At 68.6% G+C, this 26,976-nt stretch carries 20 protein-coding genes and 1 riboswitch; of the genes, 11 read left to right on the top strand and 9 right to left on the bottom strand.

Features of this window, described 5'->3' with window-relative positions; translation table 11 throughout:
* Positions 1 to 482: 482 nt before the first annotated feature.
* Entirely contained in the window at positions 483 to 4,013 is a 3,531-nt protein-coding gene (locus C1925_RS15445) for a hybrid sensor histidine kinase/response regulator (protein WP_108769651.1), read from the bottom strand.
* A 98-nt stretch (positions 4,014 to 4,111) separates the two neighbouring features.
* A complete protein-coding gene (locus C1925_RS15450; protein WP_108769652.1) occupies positions 4,112 to 7,651 on the bottom strand; it encodes an ATP-binding protein in 3,540 nt (1,179 codons plus the stop codon).
* A 162-nt stretch (positions 7,652 to 7,813) separates the two neighbouring features.
* Here C1925_RS15450 and C1925_RS15455 point away from each other — a divergent pair, with 162 nt between their 5' ends.
* From C1925_RS15455 to C1925_RS15465, 3 genes are read left to right on the top strand one after another with little or no spacing between them, the layout of a single operon-like run.
* Positions 7,814 to 8,458, top strand: coding sequence for a YceI family protein (locus C1925_RS15455; RefSeq protein WP_108770737.1), 645 nt, complete (start codon positions 7,814 to 7,816; stop codon positions 8,456 to 8,458).
* Positions 8,455 to 9,027, top strand: a complete 573-nt coding sequence (locus C1925_RS15460; protein WP_079222815.1) for a cytochrome b — start codon at positions 8,455 to 8,457, stop codon at positions 9,025 to 9,027. The genes C1925_RS15455 and C1925_RS15460 overlap by 4 nt, the downstream gene beginning before the upstream one ends.
* 3 nt (positions 9,028 to 9,030) lie before the next feature.
* Positions 9,031 to 9,603, top strand: coding sequence for a YceI family protein (locus C1925_RS15465; protein ID WP_079222816.1), 573 nt, complete (start codon positions 9,031 to 9,033; stop codon positions 9,601 to 9,603).
* A 71-nt stretch (positions 9,604 to 9,674) separates the two neighbouring features.
* Here the strand turns inward: C1925_RS15465 and C1925_RS15470 are convergent, their stop codons facing one another.
* Positions 9,675 to 9,905 carry a glutaredoxin family protein gene (locus C1925_RS15470; RefSeq protein ID WP_108769653.1) on the bottom strand — a complete coding sequence of 77 codons (231 nt, stop codon included), beginning with the start codon at positions 9,903 to 9,905 and terminating at the stop codon, positions 9,675 to 9,677.
* Between the two features lie 100 nt (positions 9,906 to 10,005).
* On the opposite strand from C1925_RS15470, the gene C1925_RS15475 reads away from it, so the two are divergent.
* Both C1925_RS15475 and C1925_RS15480 read left to right on the top strand, forming a co-directional pair.
* Positions 10,006 to 11,388, top strand: coding sequence for an L-serine ammonia-lyase (locus tag C1925_RS15475; protein WP_010482751.1), 1,383 nt, complete (start codon positions 10,006 to 10,008; stop codon positions 11,386 to 11,388).
* A gap of 152 nt (positions 11,389 to 11,540) precedes the next feature.
* Positions 11,541 to 12,542: an alpha/beta hydrolase gene (locus C1925_RS15480; RefSeq protein WP_108769654.1), complete on the top strand. Its 1,002-nt coding sequence runs from the start codon at positions 11,541 to 11,543 to the stop codon at positions 12,540 to 12,542.
* A gap of 93 nt (positions 12,543 to 12,635) precedes the next feature.
* Here the strand turns inward: C1925_RS15480 and C1925_RS15485 are convergent, their stop codons facing one another.
* The 3 genes from C1925_RS15485 to C1925_RS15495 are packed head-to-tail and all read right to left on the bottom strand — an operon-like array spanning position 12,636 to position 15,963.
* Positions 12,636 to 13,703, bottom strand: a complete 1,068-nt coding sequence (locus tag C1925_RS15485; protein ID WP_108769655.1) for a homoserine dehydrogenase — start codon at positions 13,701 to 13,703, stop codon at positions 12,636 to 12,638.
* Entirely contained in the window at positions 13,700 to 14,935 is a 1,236-nt protein-coding gene (locus C1925_RS15490) for an O-succinylhomoserine (thiol)-lyase (protein WP_108769656.1), read from the bottom strand. Before C1925_RS15490 ends, C1925_RS15485 begins: the two co-directional genes overlap by 4 nt.
* Positions 14,932 to 15,963, bottom strand: coding sequence for a homoserine O-succinyltransferase (locus C1925_RS15495; protein ID WP_108769657.1), 1,032 nt, complete (start codon positions 15,961 to 15,963; stop codon positions 14,932 to 14,934). The genes C1925_RS15490 and C1925_RS15495 overlap by 4 nt, the downstream gene beginning before the upstream one ends.
* Before the next feature lie 77 nt (positions 15,964 to 16,040).
* Positions 16,041 to 16,159: riboswitch (SAM riboswitch) on the bottom strand.
* A gap of 148 nt (positions 16,160 to 16,307) precedes the next feature.
* Between C1925_RS15495 and C1925_RS15500 the strand changes: the two genes are divergently transcribed.
* From C1925_RS15500 to C1925_RS15515, 4 genes are all read left to right on the top strand, one after another.
* Positions 16,308 to 17,192 carry a M23 family metallopeptidase gene (locus C1925_RS15500; protein ID WP_108769658.1) on the top strand — a complete coding sequence of 295 codons (885 nt, stop codon included), beginning with the start codon at positions 16,308 to 16,310 and terminating at the stop codon, positions 17,190 to 17,192.
* A gap of 66 nt (positions 17,193 to 17,258) precedes the next feature.
* The gene (locus tag C1925_RS15505) at positions 17,259 to 18,863 is read left to right on the top strand and encodes a peptide chain release factor 3 (RefSeq protein WP_108769659.1); all 1,605 of its coding nucleotides are present in this window, start codon (positions 17,259 to 17,261) and stop codon (positions 18,861 to 18,863) included.
* Positions 18,864 to 19,025: 162 nt separating this feature from the next.
* Positions 19,026 to 19,664, top strand: a complete 639-nt coding sequence (locus C1925_RS15510; protein WP_108769660.1) for a hemolysin III family protein — start codon at positions 19,026 to 19,028, stop codon at positions 19,662 to 19,664.
* Positions 19,665 to 19,746: 82 nt separating this feature from the next.
* Positions 19,747 to 21,726: an AsmA family protein gene (locus C1925_RS15515; RefSeq protein WP_108769661.1), complete on the top strand. Its 1,980-nt coding sequence runs from the start codon at positions 19,747 to 19,749 to the stop codon at positions 21,724 to 21,726.
* Positions 21,727 to 22,209: 483 nt separating this feature from the next.
* On the opposite strand, the gene C1925_RS15520 is transcribed toward C1925_RS15515, so the two are convergent.
* The 3 genes from C1925_RS15520 to mtgA all read right to left on the bottom strand — a co-directional run bounded on the left by C1925_RS15520 (position 22,210) and on the right by mtgA (position 24,949).
* A complete protein-coding gene (locus C1925_RS15520; RefSeq protein WP_108769662.1) occupies positions 22,210 to 22,641 on the bottom strand; it encodes a CBS domain-containing protein in 432 nt (143 codons plus the stop codon).
* Complete coding sequence (locus tag C1925_RS15525) at positions 22,601 to 23,620, bottom strand: glycosyltransferase family 2 protein (protein ID WP_108769663.1); 1,020 nt, start codon at positions 23,618 to 23,620, stop codon at positions 22,601 to 22,603. Before C1925_RS15525 ends, C1925_RS15520 begins: the two co-directional genes overlap by 41 nt.
* A 573-nt stretch (positions 23,621 to 24,193) precedes the next feature.
* Positions 24,194 to 24,949, bottom strand: coding sequence for a monofunctional biosynthetic peptidoglycan transglycosylase (mtgA, locus tag C1925_RS15530; protein ID WP_108769664.1), 756 nt, complete (start codon positions 24,947 to 24,949; stop codon positions 24,194 to 24,196).
* Positions 24,950 to 25,026: 77 nt separating this feature from the next.
* Between mtgA and C1925_RS15535 the strand changes: the two genes are divergently transcribed.
* A complete protein-coding gene (locus C1925_RS15535) occupies positions 25,027 to 25,920 on the top strand; it encodes an Hsp33 family molecular chaperone HslO (RefSeq protein WP_108769665.1) in 894 nt (297 codons plus the stop codon).
* 119 nt (positions 25,921 to 26,039) lie between these two features.
* Positions 26,040 to 26,897 (top strand): hypothetical protein, encoded by an 858-nt coding sequence (locus tag C1925_RS15540; protein WP_108769666.1) that lies wholly within the window; start codon positions 26,040 to 26,042, stop codon positions 26,895 to 26,897.
* Positions 26,898 to 26,976: the final 79 nt, after the last annotated feature.

Here is a 26,976-nt window from a genome sequence, read left to right on the forward strand (position 1 = left end):
CGGCATTCCGTGGGATGGCGGGGCGGTGTGGGCTTGCAGGACACGCCGTAAACCCATCCATGGGGGCTCGATGGCGCCATCCATGGCGCCAACGGTCCTGCAAGCCCACACCGCCCCACCTCTGACAGTTTCCCGGCGGCCAGTAGATCCACGCCATGCGTGGATGAAATCTGTCAGATATCGAATTCCAGATTGGGGTCAGAGCCCGTTGCGCAGCAACGGGATCCGACCCCGTGCCGACCAACGGTCGGCACCCACCAGAGCAGAGCGCCGTTCCGACAGATCGCGGAAGTCTGTCGAAGGCGGGGTGGGTCCGGTTGAGGGGGTGTGAGCGCCATGGATGGCGCGACCAAGCCCCCATGGACGGGTTTACGGCGTCCCCCTCAACCGGACCCACCCCGCCATCCCACGGATAGCCAGCTTTTGAAGTTGACGTTGCCGTTGATTGAAGCAGGTGCAGGGCTGCAAGCCCTGCAAAAAACCTACCTACCCAGCACCCGCGCAATCGCTTCAACCAGCAGCTCACCGGTCACCGGCTTGCGCAGGAACCCGCCGATGCCCGCGGCCTCCACCTGCTCCTGCAGGTCCGCGTCGGTACGCGCGGTCACCGCCAGCAGCGGCAACATGTAGCCCTGGTTGCGCAGGTGCTGGGCCAGCTCGAAACCACTCAGGCCCGGCAGGTCCAGGTCCAGCAGACCGACATCGAAATCGCCCGCGCTGATCTCGCGCAGCGCCGCCAGCGCATGGCCGGCATGCACCACCTCATGGCCGCGCGCGGTCAACAGGCCGATCACCACATCGGCCACGGTGGCATCGTCTTCCACCAGCAGGATGCGCAGCGCCGGCATGTTCGCCACGGCGTCCTCGCCCCGCATCGCCTCACCGTCTTCGTTCGCGCCATCTTGGTGCAGCGGCAACGGCAGGCTCACTTCGAAGCGGGTGCCACTGCCAAGCTGGCTCTCCACCCGGATCCGGCCCTGCATGGCCTGCGCCAGCTCGCGGCAGATCGCCAGGCCCAGGCCACTGCCACCGTACTGCGCCGCCGTGCGTGCGCCGTCGGCCTGCTCGAAACGGCGGAACAGGCGCTGCTGCTGTTCCTGGCTGATGCCCGGGCCGGTGTCGTGTACTTCGAAATGCAGGCCACGCGGGCCGTCCTCGCAGCGAACAAGCAGGGTGATGGTGCCGCGGCTGGTGAACTTCACGGCGTTGGACAGCAGGTTCAGCAGGATCTGCCGCACCCGCATCGCATCGCCGGTCGCCTGCAGGCCCGCCGGCAGCCGGTTGTCCAGCACGAAGCGCAGGCCCTTCTGCGCGGCCAGCGGCCCCATCAGGGCGGCGAGGTCTTGCAGCAGGCCGTTCAGCGCGAACGGTCGCGACTGCAGCTCCAGGCGCCCCGATTCGATCCGGGCCAGGTCCAGTGCATCGTTCACCAGGTGCAGCAGATGTTCGCCGGCATGGCGGATCGACTGCGTGTAACCGCGCTGCTGCGGGTCCAGCGGCGAGGCCAGCAGCAGTTCGCTCATGCCCAGCACGCCGGTCATCGGCGTGCGGATCTCATGGCCCAGGTTGGCCAGGAACCGCGTCTTCGCGGCCGATGCCTGTTCGGCCAGTTCCTGCTTGTGCAGGGCCAGCTGGTAGGCGTGCTTGCGCTGCAGGCGGCGCCGGTACAGCCAGGCGAACCAGCTGGTCAGCAGCAGTGCGATGGACGCCAGCACCAGCAACCCGGACAGGCTGCGCCACCACGGCGGCTGCACATGGAACTCCAGCGCTTCCACCCGCGACCACACGTGGTCGGCCGAGCGCGCCTGCACTTCCAGCCGGTACGCACCCGGTGGCAGGCGCGAGAACAGGCGCTCTCCGCCAGGCCCCACTTCCACCCAGTCCGGGTCGTAACCGGTAAGCCGGTAGCGGTAGCTGTTGGACGCCGAATCGGCGAAGGACAGCAGGCGCGCGACGATGCGCAGGTCACGGTCACCATCGGCAATCTGCAGCGGCGTGTCGTGGGTCAGGTCAAGCACCTGTTCGTTGCGGCGCACCTCCACCCGCTCGATCACCAGCGGCGCGCGCCGGGTCGAAGGTCGCACCAGATCGGGATCGAACGCGACTACGCCGGCCGGCGTACCGGCCACCAACCGCCCGCTCGTCGAGGCGATCAGCGTATGCTCCCGGAATTCCTGACTGGGCAGGCCGTCATGCACGCCATACAGGCGCACGCTCTGGCCATCGGCACCTACCCGTACCAGGCCGCGCGCACCGCTGGCCCAGGCGACGCCCTGTGCGTCGACCACCAGGCCGGTCGCGGCGATGGCCGGGTAGCCCTGCTCGCTGCCAATCACCGCCTGCCGCTCCAGGCGCCCATTGCGCCAGAGGTAGCGCGACAGGCGCCCGTCCTCGGACAGCCAGACCTTGCCATCGGCGCCCACATCAATCGCATACACCGGCGTGGCCGGCGCCCCGGGCACGGGCTGGAAGCGCTGCGCCTCCGGCTGCCACTGCAGCAGGCCGCGGCTGCTGGCCAGCCAGATCCGGCCCTGCGGACCGCACTCGATATCCATGTTGAGCTGGCCGGACTGCAGGCCGTCGCGGCCGTTCTCAAGCTGCTGGCGCAGATGGCCATCCAGGTCGCGCTGCTGCAGGCCAGATGCCAGCATCAGCCAAAGGCTGTCGCCGTCGCAGGTCACCATCGCATCGATGCTGCCTTCCATCGTGGCGTCGGCGCCGCTGCTACGGTCCCAGCGTTGCAGCGCGCGGGTGCGGGGATCGTATCGAAGCAGTGCATCGGTGGAACCGACCCATACGAATCCGCGGCCATCCTCGCGCACCGACGTCAGCCAGTGCATGTCATTGAGGAAGGTCCGATGCTGTTCGATGCGCCCGGAGGTCGGATCGAAGCGATCCAGCGCACCGTGGCCCCCGACCGTCCAGACCCCACCGTTGGCCGATGGACTGGTACCGAGCACGTAGGCATTGCGCAGCGATGATGCGTTGTCTTCCAACCGCGAGAACACCGAGAACTGCCACCAGCGCGGCAGCAGGTGCCACAGCCCGGCGTTGGTGCTGGCCAGCCAGATGCCACCTTCGCGGTCTTCATAGGCACCAGACCAGTTGGGCCGCACCTGGCCCCGCGCCACGGCGCTGTACAGCGGCACGGTCTGGTACTGGCCATTCACCGCGCGGCCCATGCCACTGCGTGTGTCCAGCCAATACCCGCCCTGCTCATCGCGCAGCATCATCCCCAGTACCTGCTCACCGGCCGGCAGCTGCCATGGAGCCGCTTCGAAATGGCCGTCCGGCCGGCGCACGGTAGCGCCAGCCATGGTGCTGATCCACAGGCTGCCGTCGTGCTCGGCGGTCAGGCCATTGACCGGCTGGCTGGGCAGCACGCCTGCTGCAATGCGCTCGAAATCTGTACCGGTCCAGCGCGCGACGCCATGCTTGGTCCCCACCCACAGCGTGCCATCGGGCAGGGTCGCCAAGAACGGTATCGACGCGGCCGGCACACTGCGCGGGTTGTCCGCTTCAGGCAGGAAGCGCTGCAGGCGGTCCTTGTCATCCAGCCGATACAGACCACCGCCGTAGGTACCGAACCAGACGGCCCCATCCGGGGTGGAGGCCAAGCTCCACACCGTATTGCTGGTCATCAGCGGCTGGCTGCTGCGGTCGTAGAAGCGCAGCTGCCGACGGTCGGCCGACATGCGCACCAGGCCGGCATTCTCGGTGCCGATCCACAGCTCGTTCCGGGCATCGACCAGCACGGTCCAGATGCGGTTGTCGCGCAGTCCGTCCTCGGAACGCCAGACGCGGTAGTTGCGCCCGTCGTAGCGGGCAAGGCCGTCGTTGGTGGCGATCCACAGGTAGCCGTAGCGGTCCTCAGCCATGCGGTTGACGGTGTTGGACGGCAGGCCGTCGAACACGGTCACCTGCCGCGGGGTCGGCGGCACCGGCTGCGCGGCCACGGGCGCCAGGGCGCACAGGAGAATCAGCAGCAGCGTCGCCGCCCGCAGATACGCCACCGATTGCCTCCTCGCGCTGCCTGTTGATGGACCCCGCGTTGTGCGGCGTCGGCATGGTAAACCGAAAGTCAGGGCATTCACGCCAACCAGTGCCTCGATCAGACATCCACCCGGCGTTTTGCCCGGGCCTGCTGGATCGCCGACACCAGCAGGTCGCCGGTCACCGGCTTGCGCAGGAACCCGTCGAAACCGGCGGCGAGCACCTGGGTTTCCGCATACGCATCGGAACGCGCGGTCACCGCCACCAGTGGCAGCTCGTAGCCCATCGCACGCAGCTGGCGGGCGATGGCGGTGCCATCCAGCGCCGGCAGGTCCAGGTCGAGCAGGCCGACATCGAAGCCGTCGGTGGCGATCTCCGAAAGCGCGCCCAGCCCGTGCAGCACATGCACGACCTGGTGCCCGCGTGCGCGCAGCAGGCCGGCGATGACCTCGGCCACGGTCACATCGTCTTCCACCAGCAGGATGCGCAGGGCCGGCAGCTCCGGCACCGTGCTCACCTCGCTCTGCGCCGACGCCGCCTGCCGGGTCCATGGCAGCGGAACCCACACGCGGAAACGCGCGCCCCGGCCCAGCTGGCTGTCCACGTCGATGCGCCCGCCCATCGCCACCGCCAGTTCCTGGCAGATCGCCAGCCCCAGCCCACTGCCGCCGTAGCGCGAGGCGGTGCGCGGCCCGTCGGCCTGTTCGAAGCGGTGGAACAGCCGGCGCTGCTGCTCGGCGTTGATGCCCGGCCCACTGTCGCTGACCTCGAAGGTCACGCCATTGCCATCCTCGTCGAGGATCGCGCCCAGCCCCACGTAGCCATGATCGGTGAACTTGACCGCGTTGCCGAGCAGGTTCAGCAGGATCTGCCGCACCCGCATTTCATCGCCGCTGACGCAGACCGGACCGGGCAGCGCGTCCTCGCGCCGGAACGCGAGCTGCCGCTGCTGCGCCATCGGCTGCATCAGCGCCTGCACCTGGTCGAGCAGGCCGTTCAGATCGAACGGACGGATATCCAGTTCCAGGCGACCTGCTTCGATGCGGGCCAGGTCCAGTGCGTCGTTCACCAGCCGCAGCAGATGGCTGCCGGCCTGCTGGATCGAACCGGCATAGCTGCGCTGGACCGGGTCCAGCTCGGTGGCCAGCAGCAGCTCGCTCATGCCCAGCACGCCGGTCATCGGCGTGCGCACCTCGTGCCCCAGCGTGGCCAGGAAGCGGCTCTTGGCCTGCGAGGCCTGCTCGGCCAGCTGCTGCTTGTGCACGGTCAACTGCCACTGCTGGCGCCGCCGCAGGCGCCGGCGGATCGACCACACCATCACCAGCAACAACAGCGAGCCCAGCATCAGGTAGCCGAAGATGGCCATGCCGCTGCGCCACCACGGCGGCAGCACCTTCACCTGCAGCCGCTGCGAAGCCGTCCACGGCCCGCTGGCGGTGGCGGCCTGCACTTCGATCGCATACAGCCCCGGTGGCAGCCGCGACAGCGTGCGCTGGCCGTCACCGCCCTGCTCCACCCAGTTCTGGTCGTAGCCTTCAACGCGGAACCGGTAGCGGTTGCCCTGCGGGTTGGCGTAGGACAGCAGGCGCGCGTCGATCTGCAGGTCGCGATCATCCGGGCCCAGCAGCAGCGTGCCGGTGGCCGGCAGCGGCTGCCAGCCCCGCGCATCGTCGCGGCGCACGCGCACCTGCGCGATCACCAGCTGCGAGGGCGGCAGCTCCACGTCGGACGCATCTGGATCGAAACCGACCAGGCCGGTCTGGGTGACCGCGAGCACCCGGCCGTCGGCGCCGATCGCCGGCGGCCGACCGGTGAACTCGGCATCGGGCAGGCCATCGCGTTCGTTGAACTGCTGCACGCGCCGCGTCTGTGGATCCCAGCGCAGCAGCCCGCGCGGCGTGGTCGCCCACACACGTCCATCGCGGCCCAGCGCCAGCCCGCCCATGCTGACCGGCGGCATGCCGTAGGTGGCATCGACGCGCTGGATCAGGCGCAGGCCGAGGCCGTCCCACTGGTAGCGTTCGAACGCTCCCTGCCGCGCCAGCCACACCTGCTGCGGGTCGATCCAGACCAGATCGAAGATCTGCCCCTGCGACACCCCGGGCACGGCGACGAAACGGTCCGCCTGTTCGCGCCAGATGCCCATCGCACCGACCAGCCAGGTCTGGCCGCGCGCATCGAAGCGTATCTGCTCCACCGGCACATCGCCTTCGCCGCCCAGCGCGGCCAGCTCGAAGGTACGCAGCACCCGGCCATCACTGGCGCGATGCTGCAGGCCGAGGTTCATCACCGAGATCCAGACCGTGCCATCCGGCGCCTCGCGCATCAGGTCGATGCGCTGGCGCAGGTCGGCACCACCGGCAATGGGCCAGTCGCGCAGCGTGCGCCGCGCCGGGTCGTAGACGCTCAGGCGCCCCGCGCGGCCCAACCACAAGCTGCCATCCGGGCGCGGCAGCACCGACCACACCGCACCGCTGCCCAGTTCGCGATCGCTGGCCAGCAGGCTCAGCGTGCCCTGCGCATTGACCTGGTAGACGCCGTGGGCCGAGCCGACGAAGTAGTTGCTGCCGTCGCTGGCCGCGCTCAGCAGATACTGGCTGTCCAGCGGACGGCCATCCAGCTGGTACCAGGTGGAAAAGCGCCGCCAGTCCGGCGGCAGGTAGGCCAGGCCCTGGGTCAGCAGTGCCACCCACATGCCACCTTCGTGGTCCTGCAGCAGGTCCAGCACGCCGCTGTGGCTGGTCAGGAAACCGCTGCCGCGGTCGCCTTCCAGGCGCCGCAGCTGGGCCGCATCACCGCGCAGCAGGCCATCGGAGGTGCCGGCCCAGTAACCGCCCTGGCGGTCGGCCAGCACGATCGCCGAACGCAGCTGGGCACTGTCGGCCCAGCGCGGCCGGCTGACCCGGTCCTGCGCATCGATCCGGTACAGGCCATCGTTCTGTGTGCCGATCCAGATCGCGCCCTCGGCGTCACGGCTCAGCCGCAGCACGCTCACCGCGCCCAGTTCGCGGGCGGCCACCGCTTCAAAGGCGGTGCCGTTCCAGCGTGCCACGCCCGCCTCGGTGCCCAGCCACAGGCGGCCCTGCGCGTCGACCAGGCTGCTGTAGATGGTGTCGCTGGGCAGCCCGTCCGCCGATTGCCGGAAGAAACGCAGGCTGCCGTCCTCGCCCATGCGGCAGACGCCATGGGTGCTGCTGCCGACCCACAGCGCATCCTGGGCATAGGCCAGGGTCCAGGCCTGGCCTTGGCATTCGTTGTTGAGTGCGTCGAAGGATTTGAAGCGCTCACGGTCGGCATCCAGCCGGGCCACGCCCTTGCCGTTGATGCCGACCCAGACGCGGTCGAGCGGATCGACCATCAGCGTTTCGATCTCGTTGCCGGGCAGCGAGCCGGGCTGTTCCGGATCGTGCTGCCAGACCCGCAGGGTGCCGCCGTCATAGCGTGCCAGGCCGCCATCGGTGGCCGCCCAGATGTGCCCGGTGCGGTCTTCGGCCAGGGCCAGCACCATGCGCGAGGGCAAGCCTTCGGCCGCACCGAAACGGCGCAGGCGCGGTGTTTCACCTGCCATGTCCAAGGTCGCCGCGGAGGTGGCCCACGCCACCAGCAACAGACCTGCCCCTGCGATGCACCGCCAGTACCGGCGCCAGCCGCTCTTCATCCTGAACCCCCTGTCCTGCGCCGATTGTCACACAGGGCCGGGGTCATCGCTGCAACAGGCTGTTTCCAGCCACATTGCCACCACGAACTGTTGCAGCCGTGCACACAGCGCAGCACAGGGCCTGTGCGTATGATCGAGGCACCTTTCCGCCGAGCCCTGCCGATGCGTTCCTGCCTGGCCCTGCTGCCCCTGCTGCTCGCCGCCGCCCCGGCCTGGGCCGGCAACGATGCGTGGCGCATCGATCCGGTGCATACCCGCGTGCTGTTCTCGATCGACCACGCCGGTTACTCGCAGGCGATGGGCACGATTTCCGGCAGTGCGGGGCAGCTGCGGTTCGATCCCGACAACTGGCGGGAAGCGACCCTGGACGTTGAGATTCCCGTGTCGCGATTGGACCTGGGCGATGACAAATGGAACCAGGCCACCCTCGCCCGCAGCCTGCTCGATGGCGAACGCTTCCCCACTGCACGCTTCGTCTCCACCCACGTGGAGCCGGTCGATGAGAAGCATGCCCAGGTCGCCGGCACCCTGACCCTGCGCGGCGTCAGCCTGCCGGTGGTGCTCGATGTCACCCTCAACGCGGTCAAGCGCTATCCGCTGCCGCCGTTCCGCCGCACCGTCGGCTTCTCGGCCACCACCACGCTCAGCCGCCGTGCCTTCGGCATCACGGCCTGGCCGGGCGTGATCGGTGATGCCGTACAGGTGAGGATCGAGGCCGAAGCGGCGTTCGACCGCAGCGATGCCCCGGGAACTCCCGCCCCTGATTCCCACTCCGACAGCACGACGGCCCCCAAGGATTCCCGATGACCGCCAAGAACACTCCCGCCGCCTGGGGCAGTGTCAGCCAGACCCTGCACTGGTTGATCGCCCTGCTCATCCTTGCCCTGGGCATCGTCGGCCTGACCATGGGTGAACTGCCGAAGACCCCGAAATACTTCTGGGTCTACACCGCACACAAGTCGATCGGCATCACCGTGCTGGCGCTGGTGCTGTTCCGCCTCGGCTGGCGCCTGTATGCCGGCGCGCCGAAGCCGGTGCCGGGCGTGCCCAGCTGGCAGGAACGCATCGCCAGCGCCACCCACGTGCTGCTCTACGTGTTGATGTTCGCCATCCCGCTGTCCGGCTGGCTGTACGACTCGGCCAGCGGCCTGCGTCCGTTCCGCTGGTTCGGCCTGGTCGATGTGCCCAAGCTGAGCGGCCCCGACCCGCAGACCGTCGCGGTGTCCCATGCCATCCACGAGTACGGTTTCTGGCTGTTGATCGCGGTGGTGCTGGCCCATGCCGGCGCCGCCTTCTACCACCACCTGTTCCAGCGTGATGCCACCCTCTCGCGGATGTTGCCGCGCGGCTGGCTCGCCTCCCCCCAGAAGGACTGACCGATGACCCTGAAACTGACCACCCCGGCCGCCGTGGCCGCCGCCCTGGCCGGCATGCTGGCCACCGCCCCGGTGCTGGCCGCCGATTACGCGCAGGCCCCCGGCGCCGGCTCGATCCTGGTGTTCGCCACCAAGTACGACGGCGAAGTGTTCACCGGCAGCTTCCCGGGCTTTGCCACCAAGCTCAGCTTCGACCCGGCCAACCCGGCCGCCGGTTCGCTGGACGTGGTGATTCCGCTGGCCGGCGCCAAGAGCGGCAACAGCGACCGTGACTCGACCCTGCAGGGCGCGGACTTCTTCAACGTCGGCAAGTTCGCCACCGCGCACTACACCGCCAAGGGCTTCCGCGCCGTGGGCAACGACCAGTACGCCGCCGACGGCACGCTGGAACTGCGCGGCGTCAGCAAGCCGGTCACCCTCACCTTCACCTGGAAGCCGGGCACGCAGCCGGTGCTGACCGGCAAGGCGACGGTCAAGCGTCTGGACTTCGGCGTGGGCGGCGGCGACTGGGCCGACACCAAGACCATCCCGGACGAGACCTCGATCAGCACGATCGTGAAGTTCGACGCGAAATAAACCGCATCGGGTAGTGCCGGCCGCTGGCCGGCATTACCGGGCATGGCGGGGCTGCCGGCCAGCGGCCGGCACTACCGATCGACGGCCAGCCAGGCCTGCACACCGGCCGCATCGAACGGCCAGTCCAGCTCGCGGCCGCCGGCCTCGTCACGCAGCACCGGCACCCGCGCGCCATAGCGCGCTTCCAGCCCGGGCTGGTCGTCCAGAAACACTGATTCGAACTCCGGCGCCCGCGCCTTGGCCAGCTCGGCCAGGGCCATGTCGCACAGGTGGCAGTCGTCACGCTGGAACAGGATCAACACCGGTTCGGGCCCCTTGCTGGAAATGCTGCGCCGCAGCCATGGCTTGCGGCAATGAACCGCTAGAATAGCGGTCTCTTCCGGTACCCGCAGTACGGCAACCATGGCTGTCAGCACGTTCGACGTTTTCAAGATCGGCATTGGTCCGAGTTCCTCGCACACCGTCGGGCCGATGAAGGCCGCCGAGCGCTTCATCCACCGCTGGCTGCTCGACCCGGGCCGGTTGCACGAAGTGGCGCGCATCCGCGCCGACGTCTACGGTTCGCTGGCGCTGACCGGCCGCGGCCACGGTACCGACAAGGCGATCCTGCTCGGCCTGGAAGGCCAGCGCCCGAACCTGATCGACCCGGACATCATCCCGGCCACCCTGGAGCGCATCCGCAGCAGCAAGCGCATCCAGCTGATGGGCCAGCACGAGATCGCCTTCGACGAGAAGCGCGACCTCGGCATGAACAAGCGCCAGAAGCTGCCGTACCACACCAATGGCATGCGCTTCACCGCCTACAACGCCGAGGACGAAGTGATCGCCACCCGCGATTACTACTCGGTGGGCGGCGGCTTCGTGGTCAACCAGGACGACGCAGCCGATGACCGCATCGTGCCCGATGAGACCCCGCTGCCCTACCCGTTCAAGAGCGGCGACGAGCTGCTGGCGCAGACCGCGCGCAGCGGCCTGAGCATCGCCCAGCTGATGTTCGAGAACGAGAAGTGCTGGCGCAGCGAGGACGAGATCCGTGCCCAGCTGCGCGAGATCTGGAGCGCGATGCAGTCGTGCGTGGCGCGTGGCATCCGCGAGGAAGGCGTGCTGCCGGGCGGCCTGAAGGTCGGCCGCCGCGCACCGGCGCTGTACCGCGAGCTGTCCTCCAAGCCGGAAGCCGCGATGCGCGACCCGCTGACCACGCTGGACTGGGTTAACCTGTACGCACTGGCGGTGAACGAAGAGAACGCTGCGGGCGGCCGCGTGGTCACCGCGCCGACCAACGGCGCGGCCGGCGTGCTGCCGGCGGTGCTGCATTACTTCGACCGCTTCTGCCCGGGCGCGAACGAGCAGCGCGTATTCGACTTCCTGCTGACCTCGGCGGCGATCGGCATCCTGTACAAGGAAAACGCCTCGATTTCCGGCGCCGAAGTCGGCTGCCAGGGCGAAGTGGGCGTGGCCTGCTCGATGGCTGCCGGTGGCCTGGTGGCGGCGCTGGGCGGCAACCCCAGCCAGATCGAGAACGCCGCGGAAATCGGCATGGAACACAACCTCGGCCTGACCTGCGACCCGATCGGCGGGCTGGTGCAGATTCCGTGCATCGAGCGCAACGCAATGGGTGCGGTGAAGGCGATCAACGCCTCGCGCATGGCCATGCGTGGCGACGGCAAGCACAAGGTCTCGCTGGACAAGGTCATCAAGACCATGCGCGATACCGGCCGCGACATGCAGGACAAGTACAAGGAAACCAGCCGTGGCGGCCTGGCGGTGAACGTCATCGAGTGCTGAGGGCTGCGCGGTGGGTAGAGTCGACCGTTGGTCGACTGCTCTTCCGACCGCGCTGCGCGCGGTAGTCGACCAACGGTCGACTCTACCCACGTCGGACGACACCGTCATCGTGTTCCGGTTAGGCTCGGGGCTCCCCTGCCCCGGACTCTCCCATGCGCGTGATCGCCGCCGCCCTGCTTGCCTGCCTGCCGTTGTCCGCCCTGGCCGCGCCGCCACCGACCTACGGCCCGCGCCTGGAAGGCTTTGATTACGGCTATCCGGTGAAGACCTTCGCCCTGCAGTCGCAGGGCCAGCCGCTGGAAATGACCTACCTGGACGTCACGCCGAAGAAGAAGGCGATCGGCGTGGTCGTGCTGCTGCACGGCAAGAATTTCTGCGCGGCCACCTGGCAGCAGACCATCGCGCCGCTGGTGGCCGCCGGTTACCGGGTGATCGCACCGGACCAGGTGGGCTTCTGCAAGGCCAGCAAGCCCGAGCGCTACCAGTATTCGTTCGGCCAGCTGGCCGCCAACACCCACGCACTGCTGCAGCAGCTGCAGCTCGGCGACCAGCCGGTGCACCTGGTCGGCCATTCGATGGGCGGCATGCTCGCCATCCGCTACGCGCTGATGTACCCGCAGGATCTGCGCAGCCTGTCGCTGGTCAATCCAATCGGCCTGGAAGACTGGAAGGCGCTGGGCGTGCCGTGGCGCAGCGTCGACGAGTGGTATGCCGGCGAACTGAAGACCAGCTATGACAGCATCCGCCGCTACCAGCTGGATGTGTACTACGACGGCCAGTGGAAGCCCGCTTACGAGCACTGGGCACGCATGCAGTCGGGCATGTATGAAGGCGCGGGCAAGCAGGCGGTGGCCTGGAGCCAGGCGCTGACCTCGGACATGGTGTTCAACCAGCCGGTGGTCTACGAACTGAAACACCTGCAGGTACCGACCGCATTGTTCATCGGCCAGAAGGACCGCACCGCGATCGGCCGCGACCGCGCCTCACCGGAACTGAAGGCCACGCTGGGCAATTACCCTGCGCTGGGCAAGGCGGCCGCGGAGGCGATTCCCGGCGCAACCCTGGTCGAGTTCGCCGAGCTGGGGCACTCGCCGCAGGTGCAGGACCCGAAGCAGTTCAACGCCGCGCTGTTGAAGGTGTTGAAGACGCGTTGAAATCCGGCTCTGCAGGGCATGATCCGCCGGGCATGGTCCGGCGGACATGGACGGTAGCGCCGGGCCATGCCCGGCGAGCGCAGCGGCAGGCCGTCAGCCCGCAATCCGCAGCACGTCATCCAGCAGCGCCGCAGCGGTGACTTCCGCACCGGCGCCCGGGCCCTGGATCAGCAGCGGCTGCTGGCGGTAGCGATCGCTGTGGATGGCCACGCGGTTGTCGGTGCCCGCCCCCTGTGCCAGCGGATGATCGGCGGGCAGCTCACGCAGTCCCACCTGTGCCCCACCGGCATCGACACGGCCAACGAAACGCAGCACCCGGCCTTGCGCGTGTGCCTGCTGCCAGCGCGCCTGCAGCGGCGCATCCAGTTGTTCCAGCGCGGCCAACGCATCAGCCAGCGGCACGTCTGCCAGCGCCGCCGGCACCAGCGACTCCACCTGCACCTGCGCCGCATCCAGCGCCAGCCCGCTGCTGCGGGCCAGGATCAGCAGCTTGCGCCGTACGTCCTCGCCGGACAGGTCCACGCGCGGATCGGGCTCGGTATAGCCGGCGTCCAGCGCTTCGCGCACCGCCAGCGAAAACGGTGAACGGCCGTCATAGCGATGGAACAGCCAGGCCAGCGATCCGGACAGCACGCCTTCGATCGCATGGATGTGGTCGCCGCCAGCCACCAGCGCACGCAGGCTGCTCAGCAACGGCAGGCCGGCCCCCACGGTGGCGCTGTCACCGTAGCGCGCACCGCTGTCGGCGCAGCTTTCGGCGATGGCCTGCGCGCGCGCCAGCTGCGCACCGCGGCCCAGCTTGTTGGCCGTCACCACGTGCACGCCGCGGGCCAGCCACTGCACGTGGCGTGCGGCCACGTCCTCGCTGGCGGTGGCATCGACCACCACGTCGCCGCGTTCCAGCCCTTCGGTGCTGGCCCACGGTGGCGAGCTCTGCCCGTCACGCGGCGCGCGTCGGGCCAGTTCCAGCGGCAGCGCCAGATCGCGGTCGATGGCCAGCGCCGTGCGCGAATTGGCCAGCCACTGCACGCTGGGCAGGTCCAGCCCGCGCGCCTGCAGCGCCTGGTAGCGCTGCACGAAGGCCGTGCCCACCGTGCCGGTGCCGAGCAGGGCCAGGCGGCCACCGCCCAGCGCGGGAATGTCAGCAGCCAGCGCGCTCATGCATCCACCACCTGTTTGCGGCGCACGCCAGCGCCGATCACCGCTTCGGCGCGCTGCAGCGCGGCGTCGAGGTCGGCCAGCAGGTCACGCTCGGCTTCGATGCCCACCGACAGGCGCAGCAGGCCTTCGCTGATGCCAGCGGCAGCACGTGCTTCGGCGGTCATCGCCGCATGGGTCATGGTGGCCGGGTGCGCGACCAGGCTTTCGACGCCGCCCAGCGATTCGGCCAGGGTGAAGTAGCGCAGGCCATCGACGAAGGCGCGCACCGCCGCATGCGGATCCTCACCTTCGCAGGCCGCCAGTTCGAAGGACAGCATGGCGCCGAAGCCGCTCTGCTGGCGCGCGGCGATGGCGTGGCCGGGATGGTCGGCCAGGCCGGGGTAATAGACGCGTGCCACGGCCGGATGCGCATCCAGCAGGGCCACGATCGAGGCGGTGTTCTCCTGGTGCGCGCGCAGGCGTGCATCCAGGGTGCGCAGGCCGCGCAGGGTCAGGAAGGCATCGAACGGCGAACCAGTCAGGCCCAGCGCGTTGCCCCACCACACCAGCTGCTCGTGCACCGCCGGGTCGCGCGCGATCACTGCGCCGCCGACCACGTCACTGTGGCCGTTGATGTACTTGGTGGTCGAATGCAGCACCACGTCGGCACCGAACGACAGCGGCTGCTGCAGGGCCGGCGACAGGAAGGTGTTGTCCACCACCACCCGCGCACCGGCCTTGTGCGCGGCATCGATGACGAAGCGCAGGTCGGTGATGCGCAGCAGCGGGTTGGACGGCGTTTCCACCAGCACCAGCTTCGGCTGGCTGGCCAGCGCCTGGGCCAGCGCACGCGGGTCGGTGAGGTCGGCGGTGACCAGGGTGAAGTGGCCCTTCCTGGCCAGTGCATTGAACAGGCGCCAGCTGCCACCGTACGCATCGTGCGGCACCACCAGGGTATCGCCCGGCTCCAGCAGTGCGTTCAGCACCAGGTTGATCGCGCCCATGCCGGTGGCGGTGATGACGCCGCCAGCGCCGCCTTCCAGTTCGGCCAGTGCTTCGCCCAGCAGGTCGCGGGTCGGGTTGCCGCTGCGCGTGTAGTCGTACTGCCGCTTGTTGCCGAAGCCATCGAAGCTGAAATTGGACGACAGCACGATCGGCGGGGTGACCGCACCGTGGGCGGTGTCGCGGTCGATGCCGGCGCGGACAGCGGCAGTGGTGCGGCTACAGGACGGCTCGTTGGCGTACAGGCTCATGCGGACTCTCCAGAAGTGCGGAAGGCGGTAGCGAGGATCGCGTCGATGCGATCGGTTTCTTTGAGGAAGGCGTCGTGGCCGTAGGGCGAGCGCAGCACGCGCAGGCTGCCGCGCGGGCCCAGCCCTTCGACCAGGCCGACCAGGTCGGCCAGCGGCACCAGGCGGTCACCTTCCACGGCCACCACCACGGTGGGCGGCAGGATGGCGGCGGGGTCCACGCGGTGCAGGTCGATCGATTCGGACAGCCGCAGGTAGGCGGTCACCGGCGTACGCGCCACGTACTGCGCACCGGCGGCATCGAGGTAGTCTTCGGCGGCCACGCGCACGCGGCCGTTGACCACTTCCGGCGCCGCGTCGAAACGCTCGCCGAATTCTTCCGGGGTGCGGTAGCTGAGCATGGCGAACTGCCGGGCCAGGGCCAGGCCGTGGTCTTCGCCGCACTGCAGCTGGCCCAGCGCAACGGCACGGCGCTGCAGCGCGCGCCAGGCGGCGGCATACGGGTGTGGGCGGTGCGCGCCGCTGGCCAGCACCAGCTGGCGCACGCGGCTGCGGTGGCGGATCGCGAACTGCTGGCCGACCAGCGCGCCATAGGAATAGCCGACGAAGGCCTTCAGCACGCGGATGCCGAGATGGTCCAGCAGCAGCGCCAGCGCATCGGCCTGGTCGGCGGTATCGATCGGCACGTCCAGCGCGCCATCGGCACCGATGAAATCGAAGGCCAGCACGCGCAGCTGCTGCGGATCCAGCGCGCGGCCGCTGCCGACCAGGCCTTCGGCCCAGCCTTTCTCGCTGAACTGTGCATTGGAGGCGACGTGGCGATGGGCGGAGATGCCACCGGCCAGCACCACCACCGGCGCGTTGGCCGGCCCCACCCACTCGTAGCGCAGGCGCACCGGGCTGGCCCCGGCGTGGCGCATCGACAGCACGGCGGCGAACTCGCCGCGCTCGGCATGCACGCGGTCATCGACCGGCACGCTGACGGGGACAAAGGATTCGGGGCGGGCGGCGGTGCTGGGGGCGAAGCTCATGGCGGGATCCGTGTGGGGAATCGGCCATCGAGCCTTCGCGGGGCTCGCGTTCGAGATGCACGTGCGGTGCATGGTTCGAACCATCTTTCGGTGGACGCCACGGTCCCCGCAGGATTTGGCACCTACGCGGACGCTTTCGCGTCTGCGGGCTGCCCCGGCTTCAAAGGGCCTGTCCCTCTGCCGGTCTCGATGGTGGAACCACGATGCCAGCCCTTTTCGCCACTGTCAATCCCTTCATGCGGATAAAGCGATGGAATAAATGAACCGCCATTCCGGGAACTGCGCCCGGTCCCCGTGTTCAGGATCCGATACAGTCCCCAGCGCCCTTTCCGCTGGATCCGTCGATGCCCCGCCTGCCCCTGTCCTGCCTGCTGCTGCCCCTGCTGGCCAGCGCAACCGTCCACGCCAGCGACTGGCGCCAGGGCTGGGGACTGGTGCCGAAGCCCGGCACCGCTGCGGCCGGCGACGACGCCCCGCAGGCCGCGCCGACCACCCAGCTGCGCCTGCAGGCGATGGGCGGGCAATGGCAGGCGCGCATCGACAACCCCTTGGCCGGCCCGGTGCAGATCGAACTGCGGCCGGCGCCCGGTGGCGCCATCGAAGGCCTGCCGGTGCGTTCACTGGTCCAGGGCGGTGGCAGCCTGGTGATCGGCCACCTGCCCGCCCCCACGGAGGGACGCAGCCTGGACGTGCGCCTGCAGTCGGTGCCGGGCAATCCTGCCGCGCAGGCCGAGGACGTGGCCTACCGGCTGCCGTTCGAAGCACCGCAGCTGCGCGTGGACCAGGCCCCGAACGGCCGCTTCAGCCACCAGGACGAAGAGAACCGCGACGCGGTGGATTTCGCCCTGCCCGAGGCCACCCTGGTGATGGCCGCGCGCGAGGGCACGGTGATGCAGGTGCAGGATGGGTTCAAGGCCAATGGCCAGGACCGCGAACGCGATGCCGGCCGCGCCAACTTCATCCGCATCCTGCACAGCGACGGCAGCATGGCGCTGTATGGCCACCTGCAGGCCGGCGGCATGCGCGTGCGCCCGGGCCAGGCGGTGCAGGCTGGGCAGCCGATCGGCCTGTCCGGCAACAGCGGCTACAGCACCGCCCCGCACCTGCACTTCGTGGTCCAGGTCAACCGTGGCATGGGCCTGCGCTCGGTGCCGGTGCGCATTTTCACCGCGCAGGGCCAGCTGCAGTTCGCCCGCCAGGGCGACGCCGACGGTGGCATCGGGCGCTGACCGGCCCCGGCCGGTATAATCGGGCGCTTATCTCTTTGAAAAGCGCCCCGGGCGGGCGCCACTGCCATGTCCGAAGTCGCCAACGAAGCGTCGCGTCGCCGCACCTTCGCCATCATTTCCCACCCTGACGCCGGCAAGACCACGCTGACCGAAAAGCTGCTGCTGTTCGGCGGTGCGATCCAGATGGCCGGTTCGGTGAAGGGCCGCAAGGCCGCCCGCCACGCGACGTCCGACTGGATGGCGCTGGAAAAGGAGCGCGGCATCTCCGTCACCTCCTCGGTGATGCAGTTCCCGTACGAAGGCAAGATCGTCAACCTGCTCGACACCCCCGGCCACGCCGATTTCGGCGAGGACACCTACCGCGTGCTGACCGCGGTGGACTCGGCGCTGATGGTGATCGACGTGGCCAAGGGCGTGGAAGAGCGCACCATCAAGCTGATGGAAGTCTGCCGCCTGCGCGACACCCCGATCATGACCTTCATCAACAAGCTCGACCGCGAGGGCAAGGACCCGATCGAGCTGCTGGATGAAGTGGAAACCGTGCTGGGCATCCAGTGCGCCCCGGTCACCTGGCCGATCGGCATGGGCCAGCGCCTGAAGGGCGTGGTCCACCTGCTCACCGGCGAAGTGCACCTGTACGAACCGGGCCGCAACTTCACCCGCCAGGATTCGACCATCTTCCCGTCCATCGATGCGCCCGGCCTGGCCGAGAAGATCGGTGCACAGATGCTGGCCGAACTGCGCGACGAACTGGAACTGGTGCAGGGCGCCAGCCACCCGTTCGACCTGGACGCCTACCGCGCCGGCAAGCAGACCCCGGTGTTCTTCGGCTCGGGCGTGAACAACTTCGGCGTGCAGCCGCTGCTGGACTTCTTCGTCGAGCACGCCCCGCCGCCGCAGGCGCGCACCACCACCGGCCGCATCATCGCGCCGGAAGAGAACAAGCTCAGCGGCTTCGTGTTCAAGATCCAGGCCAACATGGATCCGCAGCACCGCGACCGCGTGGCGTTCATGCGCATCTGCTCGGGCCGTTTCAGCGCCGGCATGAAGACCTTCCACGTGCGTACCGGCAAGGACATGAAGCTGGCCAACGCACTGACCTTCATGGCCAGCGACCGCGAGATCGCGGCCGAAGCGTGGCCGGGCGATGTCATCGGCATCCACAACCACGGCACCATCTCCATCGGCGATACCTTCACCGAAGGCGAAGCGGTCACCTTCACCGGCATCCCCAACTTCGCCCCGGAACTGTTCCGCCGCGCGCGCCTGCGCGATCCGCTCAAGCTCAAGCAGCTGCAGAAGGGCCTGGCCCAGCTGTCCGAGGAAGGTGCGACCCAGTTCTTCCGCCCGCTCACCAGCAACGACCTGATCCTGGGTGCGGTGGGTGTGCTGCAGTTCGACGTGGCCGCCTACCGCCTGAAGGACGAATACGGCGTGGAAGCGACCTTCGAGCAGGTCAGCGTCTCCACCGCACGCTGGGTCCACTGCAGCAACGAGAAGAAGCTGGAAGAGTTCCGCGAGAAGAACGCGCTGAACCTGGCCCTGGACGCCGCCGGCCACCTGGTCTACCTGGCCCCGACCCGGGTGAACCTGCAGCTGGCCCAGGAACGCTCGCCGGACGTGCGCTTCTCGGCCACCCGCGAAGCGGCGCACACCGTCCCGGCGGGCTGAAACTGCGGGGTCGGATCCCTTTCCGCAGGAAAGGGCTCTGACCCCGTCGCGTGGAGGGGGCGCGGATTCATCCCCCATACGGTGACGGGGGTGCAAGCGCCCGCCATCGCGGCGATGATAGGGGGGCCGCGGGTCCCCCTCCCCGCGAACCACGTCATCACCATGTCCTCCACGACTGCTGCCTCCATCCGTGAAGAAATCGCCAGCGCCCTGACCCACGGGCTCGGCGCCGTGTTCGCGCTGGCCGCCAGCGCTGTCCTGATCACCCTGGCCGCCATCTACGGCGACGGCTGGCAGCTTGCCAGCGCCATCGTGTTCGGTATCGCCCTGCTGCTGCTGTACACGGCCTCCACCCTGTACCACGCCATCCAGCATCCGCTGGCCAAGGGCCGGCTGAAGGTCTTCGACCACTGCGCGATCTACGTGCTGATTGCCGGCACCTACACCCCGTTCACCCTGATCGGCCTGCGCGGCCCCTGGGGCTGGGGCCTGTTTACCGCCATCTGGGCGCTGGCCTTGGGCGGCGTGGTGTTCAAGCTGTTCTATACCGGCCGCTTCAAGGCGCTTTCCACCGGCATCTACATCGCGATGGGCTGGCTGGTGATCGTGGCGATCAAGCCCATGTGGGCCTCCATCGACGGCGGGACCCTGGCCTGGCTGTTCGCCGGCGGCCTGTCCTACACGCTGGGCACCTACTTCTACCATCGCGAATCGATCCCCTATTCGCACGCAATCTGGCATCTGTTCGTGATCGGCGGCAGCGTCTGCCACTTCGTCGCGGTGACCATGCAGGTCCTGTAACCCTGCCGGCGGGCGCCCATGTGCACACCATGCGCATGAGCGCTTCGCGCCCCGTCCACCCGGATGGGGCAACCATGGCAGCGTGAATGCTGCCCCTGCCCCTGTCCCTGCTGCACCGCGCGCCTCGCGCTGGCGCCTCCGCCGCCCCGGCCCACGTGGCCAGCGCTGGCTGGCCGTGCTGGTGTTCCTGCTGGCCGCACTGCTCATCCTCATCGCGCTGTGGGACTGGAACTGGTTCAAGGGGCCGGTGGAACGCGCGGTGCAGGCCCGCACCGGCCGCGTCCTGCACATCGGCCACCTGAATGTCGACCTCGGCCGCACCAGCACCATCCGCGCCGATGCGATCACCTTCGCCAATGCCTCGTGGTCGAAGCAGGCCACCATGGCCAATGCCGACCGCGTGGAGATCGACGTCCGCGTCTGGCCCCTGCTCCGTGGCAGCATCCAGTTGCCGGAAGTACGCCTGACCCGCCCCGACGTGCTGCTGGAAGCCGCCCCGCGCAAGGGCGAGGCCGGCAACTGGGATTTCCTGCCGGCCAGCGATGGCAAAAGCTCGCTGCAGCTGAAGGGCCTGCGCATCGATGACGGGCGCCTGCAGTACCTGGACGCCTTGGGCCGCACCGACATCCGCGTCGGCGTGCGCAGTGGCGAACCGAAACAGGCCGACGCCGCTCCGCCCCTGCTTGTGAAAGGCCAGGGCCGTTGGCAGGGCAATCCGTTCACCCTCAGCGGCGGCACCGAATCACCGCTGCAGCTGACCGACAGTGAGCACCCGTTCCGCATCCACCTCGATGGCCGTGCCGGCAGTACCCATGCTGTTGCCACCGGCACGCTGACCAACCCGTTCGCGCTGCAGGTGTTCGACCTGCAGTTCGCGCTCAGTGGCCAGGATCTGGCCGACCTCTACCCGCTGCTGGGCATCGCCATCCCGCCCTCGCCGCCCTATGCGCTCGATGGCCGGCTCAAGCGCGACCACAACCTGTGGCGCTACGAAGGGTTCACCGGCAAGGTCGGCGACAGCGACCTGGGCGGCAACCTGCAGTTCGAAGTGGGCCGCGACCGCCCGCGCCTGACCGCCACGCTGGAATCGCGCCGGCTCGATTTCGACGACCTCGCCGGCTTCGTCGGTGCCCCGCCGAAGACCGGCGGCGGCGAGACCGCCAATGCCGAGCAGAAGGCGCAGGCCGCACAGGTCGCCGCCAGCCCGCGCGTGCTGCCCGACACCCCGTACAACCTGGGCAAGCTGCGCGCGATGGATGCCGACGTGCGCTGGAAGGCCCACCGCATCAACGCGCCCTCGCTGCCGCTGGACGACATGGACGCGCACCTGTTGCTGGACGATGGCGTGCTGCGGCTGGACCCGCTGAACTTCGGTGTGGCCGGCGGTGACATCCGCAGCACCATCCGCATGGACGCACGCCAACCGCAGATTTCCACCGCACTGAAAGCCAGCGTGCGCGGCGTGCAGCTGGGCCAGCTGTTCCCCGATGCGAAGCTGGCCGAGCAGGCCAAGGGTGGCATCAGCGGCCAGATCGACCTGACCGGCCGCGGCAACTCCATTGCCGCCATGCTCGGCGGCAGCAGCGGCGATGTCGGCGTGGCGATGGGCCGTGGCCATGTCGGCAACCTGGTGATGGAGCTGGCCGGCCTGGACATCACCGAGTCGCTGAAATTCCTGTTCACCGGTGACCGGCAGATTCCGCTGCGCTGCGCCTTCGCCGATTTCGGCGTGCGCGATGGCCTGATGACCAGCCGTGCGTTGGCGGTGGACACCACCGACACCATCATCATCGGCGAAGGTACGGTGAGCCTGCGCGATGAGCGGATGGACCTGCTGCTGAAGCCGCGTCCGAAGGACAAGAGCATCCTGGTGCTGCGCTCGCCACTGCGCATCGGCGGCACCTTCAAGGATCCGTCGTTCCGACCGGATTTCAAGGCACTCGGCCTGCGCGGCGCGGTGGCGTTGGCGCTGGGAAGCATCGCCCCGCCGGCAGCGCTCCTGGCCACGATTGAACCGGGGCCGGGCAAGGATGCCAACTGCGGTGGGCAGTACGCGAAGTAAAAGCAGTTGTTCGCGGCCCCTTCCGGTTCATGGGGTGAGGCGGAGGGCTATCGCAGGCAGGACACGCGGTAAATACGTCCATGTAGCTCGTAGGCGCCATCCTTGGCGCCTACGGTCCTGCCTGCGATAGCCCTCCGCCTCCTGACAGTTTCCTGCGCGCGCGGAACGAGAGAGGAAATTCAAAAGAAAAAAGCGAAAAGCAGAATCAAAAGCGGTGCCAACCAAGTTGGCAGCTACCAGAAGCGGATGATCGGCGCTGAAACGCACCGCGCTCGCAGGAACGTGTCCAGAGGCGGAGGGCATGGCCGTGCAGGACCGTGAGGCGCATGGATGCGCCGACCGAGCCCCCATGGATGGGTTTACGGCGTGTCCTGCACGGCCATGCCCTCCGCCTCCCCACGCATCAGGAAGGCGCTGCTTCTGCTTCTGCAGTTGTTGTTGCTGTTGGCGGGCCGGCGGGCTGCAAGCCCGCCAGCGAAAAGCTCACCCGGCTACGATGTACTGCTGCAGCTGATCCAACTCCCGCCGCTGCGCGTCGATCACCGCCTTCACCAGATCGCCGATGGAGATCACCCCCAACACCGACCCGCTTTCCACCACCGGCAGGTGGCGGATGCGGTAGTCGGTCACCAGCTGCAGGCAATGTTCCACCTGCTCACCCGGCGACACCGTCACCACCTTCGCCGTCATGATCTCGGACACCGCCGTATCGCGCGAGGAACGATCGTGCAGCACGATCTTGCGCGCGTAATCGCGCTCGGACAGGATGCCGACCAGTCGCGGCCCCTCCATCACCAGCACCGCGCCGATGCCCTTCTGGGCCATCAGCCGGATCGCATCGATCACCGCCGCGCCGGGCGCGACCGCGTGTACTTCAGGGGACTTGCCGTCCAACAGTTGCCGTACCGACGTCATCTGCCTGCCCTCCCAGGGTGGGTTGCAGGGCCGAGTCTGCCACGGAAGGTGCTAGCCACGCGTCAACCAGGTACAGCGGCCGCTGCTTGGACTCCTCGTACATGCGGCCCAGGTACTCGCCGATCAGCCCCAGCGCGATGAGCTGCACGCCGCCCAGGAACAGGATCACCGCCATCATCGTCGGCCAGCCCGCCACCCGGTCGCCATACATCGCCGCCTTGATGATCACCCAGACGCCGAACACGAACGCCGCCGCGGCGGTCACCAGGCCCAGGTAGGTGGCCGCCCGCAGCGGCACGGTCGAGAACCCGGTGATGCCTTCCAGTGCGAAGTTCCACAGGTTCCAGAAGCTGAACTTGCTGTTGCCGGCCAGCCGCGCATGGCGGTGGTAGGGCACGGCCACACGGCGGAAGCCGACCCAGCTGAAAAGGCCTTTCATGAAGCGGTGGCGCTCGCGCATCTCGCGCAGCGCACTCAGCGCCCGCGGCGACAGCAGGCGGAAATCGCCGGTGTCGGCGGGAATCGGCGTGCGCGACAGGCGGCCGATCACGCGGTAGAACATGGCCGCCGTGGCCCGCTTGCTCCAGCTTTCGCCGTCGCGCACCTTGCGCGTGCCGTAGACGTTGTCATAGCCCTCTTTCCAGTGCGCGACGAAGGTCGGCACCAGTTCCGGCGGATCCTGGCCATCGGCATCGAGGATCATCGCAGCGCCTTCGCGCACCTGGTCCAGGCCGGCGGTCAACGCGGCCTCCTTGCCGAAGTTGCGCGACAGCCGCAGGGCCGAGACACGCGGGTCGGGATGGGCGAGGTGTTCGATCACCGCCCAGGTGGCGTCGGTGCTGCCGTCATCGACATACAGGATGTGGCCGTCGACATCGTCCAGCGCGTCGAGCACCGCGCACAGGCGCGGGTGCAGCTGGGGCAGCGCCAGTTCCTCGTTATGGGCGGCGATGACGAAGGTCAGGCGTTGGCGGCTCATGCCTGGATTGTACGTCGCTGGCGGGCTTGCAGCCCGCCGGCCCGCCTGAAGCAACGGCAACGGCGGGAGCAGCGCCTTCCTGATGCGAGCACGAGGCGGAGGGCATGGCCGTGCAGGACACGCGGTAAATACGTCCATGTAGCTCGTAGGCGCCATCCTTGGCGCCTACAGTCCTGCACGGCCATGCCCTCCGCCTCTGGACACATTCCCGCGAGCGCGGTGCGTTTGACTGCCGATCATCCGCTTCTGGTAGATGCCAACCTTGGTTGGCACAGCTTTTGATTCTGCTTTTTGCTTTTTTTTCTTTTGAATTCCCGCTCTCGTTCCGCGCGCGCGGGAAACTGTCCGGAGCCGGAGCAAGGCGGCAGGCAGGACCGTGAGGCGCATGGATGCGCCGACCGAGCCCCCATGGGTGAGGGCGCTTTGCTTGCGAAGCACTGCTTCGCAAGCGCCCGAACGCACAGCCGCCAGCGGCTGGGCCGGACCCCGGAGGGGGGTTTACGGCGTGTCCTGCCTGTCGCCTTGCTCCGGCTCCACGCACGGAAAAACGAGGCGCCGCGAAACGATCAACCGCTACTCCTCCAGATACCCCGCCCCGCCCAGCTGCCGGGCCTGCCGCTGTATCCACGTCGCCCGCCGCTGCACGTACGGCCCCGGCTTGGCCGCGTTGTACCGCCGCGGCGCCGGCAGCACCGCCGCCAACCGGGCGCTTTCACCCGGTGCCAGCCGCGCCGCGTCCTTGCCCCAGAATTTCTGCGCCGCCGCCTGCGCGCCGTACACGCCATCACCGAACTCGGCGATGTTGGCGTACATCTCCAGGATGCGTTCCTTCGGCCAGAACGCCTCGATCAGCACCGTGTACCAGACCTCCAGACCCTTGCGGATCCAGCTGCGGCCCTGCCAGAGGAACAGGTTCTTGGCCACCTGCTGGCTGATCGTGCTGGCCCCGCGCAGGCGCCCGCCCTTGGCGTTGTGGTCACGCGCCTTTTCGATGGCCTGCAGGTCGAACCCGTTGTGCTCCGGGAAGCGCTGGTCCTCGGCCGCCACCAGCGAGATCGGCAGGCTCGGCGCCATCTGGTCCAGGTCGCGCCACTGGTAATGCAGGCGGTAGGACCAGTCGCCCTCGCCCAGTGCCTCGCCGTAGCGCCACAGCATCACCGTGGACAGCGGCGGGTCGATGAAGCGCAGCACCAGTACCTGCAGGCAGCTGAAGCCCACGAACAGTACCGGCAGCCACAGCAGCCGCTTCCAGCGCCAGCGTCGGCGGGCCGGCGTGGTCGCCACGGCCTGCACGGCCTCCACCTTGTCCTGCTCTCCCCCTGCCCCCATTACTGGTGCATCCTTCTCATGCCTGGTTGTCGGCGCATTATCCGGCAACCGCCCCTGTTTACGCGCGATGTGAGCCGATGACCGCCCAAACCGATTCCCTGATCCGCTTCCTGCTGCCCGACGCCGGCGTCCGTGGCGTGCACGTGCAACTGCAGGCCACCTGGCAGGAAATCCTGTCCCATGCCGTGTACCCGGACAACGCCGCCGAACTGCTCGGCGAGGCCTGCGTGGCCTCGGCCCTGTTCACCGGCCACACCAAGGTGGACGGCCGCCTGTCCATCCAGCTGCGCAGCAACACCGGCCTGCGCACCCTGTTCGCCGAGTGCACCGCCGCCGGCACCCTGCGCGGCATCGCCCAGCTGGCCGACGGCGCCGACGCGCCGCGCGACCTGTCCAGCCTGGGCAGCGACGCGCTGCTGGCGATCACCATCGAGAACCCCGGCCTGGACCCGCGCGAACCGCAGCGCTACCAGAGCCTGGTCGGCCTGACCGCGCCGGCGCTGGATGAGGCCTTCGAGGACTACTTCCGCCAGTCCGAACAGCTGCCGACCCGCCTGCTGCTGGCCGCTGACCGCAACGGCGCCGTGGGCCTGCTGCTGCAGAAGCTGCCCGGCGACGAGGGCGACGACGACGGCTGGGCCCGCGCCAGCGCCCTGTTCGACACGCTGGGCAAGGCCGAACTGCTGGCCACCCCGGCCGAGCAGATGCTGCACCGCCTGTTCCATGAGGAAAAGCCGGAACTGATGGGCAGCAAGCCGCTGGCCTTCGGCTGCTCCTGCTCGCACGAGCGGGTGGCCTCGATGCTGGTCTCCCTGGGCGAGGAAGAAGCCCGCGCGGCCGCCGAAGACACCGGCGCGGTGGAAGTCCGCTGCGAATTCTGCGGACGGGAGTATCACTTTCCGTTGACGGAGTTCGGCATACTGTTCCACGGTGCCGAGGGGACTGTACCGGCACCTGAACGACTTCAATGAATGAGCAGGTCTTGTGTTCTGGGGAGGATCAAGGCTTGTTAAGATTTCATAAACACCCTAGGATCGAGTTCCCGCCCCAGCGGGAACTTCCGTTGTCCGTCACTGTCTGAACTGGTCCGATGCGTACTTTCCTGCGTCTACCGCTGGCCCTGCTGATCGCCCTTGGCGCGATCACGGGCGCGCATGCGCAGAGCAAGGACACCCGCACCGTGTTGCCGGTCTGGAACAAGGGCAGCGGCAAGGTCGAGGCCCTGCTGTACCTGGAACCGACCGGCGAACAGGCCGCGGGGGCCCGCTGGCACTTCGGCCGCAACTCGCTGGACGCGGCCTTCGGCCTGTCCTCCGGCGATTCGCTGGGCCTGCTGTGCAGCAACAGCAGCGGCAGCAGCATCAGCGGGTTGGCCAGCCACTGCATGCTGGCCAGCCTGGGCGATGACGATGACGCCATCGGCGCCAACAACCGCCGCCTCACCGGTACCGCCGCACTCAACCGCGGCAACAACCGCCTGGGCATCACCGCCGGTACCAGCCGCGAGACCCTGCCGGCCTGGCTCGCCTCCCCGAACAAGACCCCGGCCCTGCGCGGCGAACAGAACGACCTGACCGTGTTCGCCCAGCGCAACATCGGCCGCGAAGGCTTCGTGTCCATCGCCGGCACCTACGCCAAGGCGCGCCTGGTGCCGATCTCCGATGCATCGCCGGCCCTGGTCGACCGCTGGGACAGCAAGAGCCTGAGCCTGGGTGCCGGCTACGGCAATTTCACCGGCAGCATCATCGGCCGCGTGGTCGACGTTCCCGGCAAGCCGGGCAAGTGGGAAGGCCTGGGCATCGGCCTCACCTGGCGTACCCCGTGGTCGGGCCAGCTGACCGTCGGCGCCGAGAACGTGATCAGCCGCGGCAAGAATCCGTTCTCCCCGCGCAACGAAAGCAACGACGACGGCACCGTGCCGTACGTCCGCTACGAGCAGGATCTGTAAGACCGGCTGCACAGCGCACAGGCGCCTGTTGCATCCCACCGCCAGCTGACCCGAAAGCGCCCCATGGGCGCTTTTTTCA

It is taken from the genome of Stenotrophomonas sp. SAU14A_NAIMI4_5, from assembly GCF_003086795.1.
GTDB lineage: Bacteria > Pseudomonadota > Gammaproteobacteria > Xanthomonadales > Xanthomonadaceae > Stenotrophomonas.